This window comes from Yinghuangia sp. YIM S09857 (assembly GCF_051388915.1).
Classification (GTDB): domain Bacteria; phylum Actinomycetota; class Actinomycetes; order Streptomycetales; family Streptomycetaceae; genus Yinghuangia.
This window is the reverse complement of the sequence record NZ_JBPKBH010000013.1, coordinates 10597-12459: the sequence shown is the minus strand read 5'-3', so window position 1 is coordinate 12459 and position 1863 is coordinate 10597. Positions and strand designations below refer to the sequence as shown.

At 74.9% G+C, this 1863-nt stretch carries 1 protein-coding gene; it reads right to left on the bottom strand.

What is annotated here, in order from left to right:
* On the bottom strand, positions 1 to 1863 hold a 1863-nt coding region (gene mtrB / locus ACRX5S_RS25470; protein ID WP_436775606.1), incomplete at both ends, for an MtrAB system histidine kinase MtrB.

The following is a 1863-nucleotide window of genomic DNA, read 5'->3' as shown; positions in this document are numbered from 1 at the left end:
CCGGACGCGTCCGGCGTCGCCCCGTTGCCGGTCCGCGGCGCGGTGCGCGGCTCCGGCCCGGCACCCGGGGGCGCGTCGGTCGGATCCGCGGGGCCGGGACGCGTCGCGCGGCGGTACGGCGTCCCCGCGAGGTTCAGCCCCCGGTTCGCCCGCGAGTCCGGCGGCTCCAGCGGCAGCGGCGAGCGTACGAGGTCCCCGCCCGCGACCCGCGGCAGCGTCAGCCGGAACTGCGAGCCGCCGCCCGGCTCGCCCCAGGCCTGCAGCCAGCCGCCGTGCAGGTGCGCGTCCTCCAGCGCGATCGACAGGCCGAGCCCGGTGCCGCCCGTGGTGCGCGCCCGGGCCGGGTCCGCGCGCCAAAAGCGGTTGAAGACGAGCGAGGATTCGCCCGGTTTGAGGCCGACCCCGTAGTCGCGCACGGTCACCGCGACGGCGTCGGCGGCGGCCGCCACGCTGACCACGACGTCGCGTCCCTCGCCGTGCTCGACGGCGTTCACGACGAGGTTCCGCAGCACGCGGTCGATGCGGCGCGGGTCGACCTCGGCGATGCACGAGACGCCCGGCTCGTTCACGACGATGCGGCCGCCGCGGCGCTCGGCGAGCGGTTCGGCGGCGTCGACCACGCGGCCCACGATGACCCGCAGGTCGAACGACTCGGCGTCGAGTACCGCGGCGCCCGCGTCGAAGCGGCTGATCTCCAGCAGGTCGGACAGCAGCGCCTCGAACCGGTCCAACTGCGTCTGGAGCAGTTCGGCCGAACGCGCGACGGCCGGGTCGAACCGCTCGCGCGCCTCGTGCAGCACGTCGGCGGCCATCCGCACGGTGGTCAGCGGGGTGCGCAGCTCGTGCGACACGTCCGACACGAACCGCCGCTGCATGCGCGACAGTTCCTCAAGCTGGCGGATCTTGTTCTGGAGGTTCGAGGCCATCTTGTTGAACGACGAGCCCAGCCGCGCGAGATCGTCCTCGCCGTTGAGGCGCATGCGCTCCTCCAGACGCCCCGCGGCCAGCCGCTCGGCGATCCGCGCGGCCATCCGCACCGGTGTCACCACCTGCCGGGTGACCAGCGCGGCGATCGCGACGAGCAGCAGCACCAGGAAGACGCCCGCGGTCGCGAGCGTGCCGCGCACCAGGCCGAGGGTCTTCTCCTCGGGAGTGAACGGGAAGAAGTAGTAGAGCTGGTACTTGTCGCCGCGAGGGTCGGACAGCTCGCGGCCCACCACGACCCCGGGCGTGCTGGACCGGCCGCCGCCCTCGTCCGACTCCCGCACGATCTTCGTGAACTGGTACGACGCACCCGACACCTGGTGGATCCGCTGCCGCAGCTCCACGGACACGCTCTGGTCGGCCAGCACGTTGCCGGACGAGCGGGGCCCGTAGCGCGAGCTGTCCGGCGGACTGAGCACGGCCACGTCGTACTGGCCCTTGCCGCCGCTGGAGAGCTGGTCGACCAGGCCGGTCAGCCAGTCCTTGATGTCGAGCGAGCCCTTGGCGGGGTCGGTGCCGACCGGCGGCGTGGCGCGCGCGCCCTCGTTGCCGCCGTCGGACGCCTGGGTCTCGGCCACCTGGAAGCCGCCCTCGGCCTGGGCGGTGGCACCGGCGACCTTGGCGTCGAGCAGGCCGCCCTGGACCTGCCCCACCACCACGATGCCGAGCAGCACCATGACGGCGGCGGACAGGACGAGGGTGGTCGACACCACGCGGAACTGGATCGAGCGCCGCCATACGGCCGCCACGCGGCCGATGCCGCCGCGGGCGCGGCGCAGGGCGAGGGTCCAGACGGACCAGCCCCGGCGCACCGGCGACAGGCCGCGCGGGGCGGCGGGACGTGCGGAACCGCCGCCCGGCGGAGCGCCCGGGGCGCCG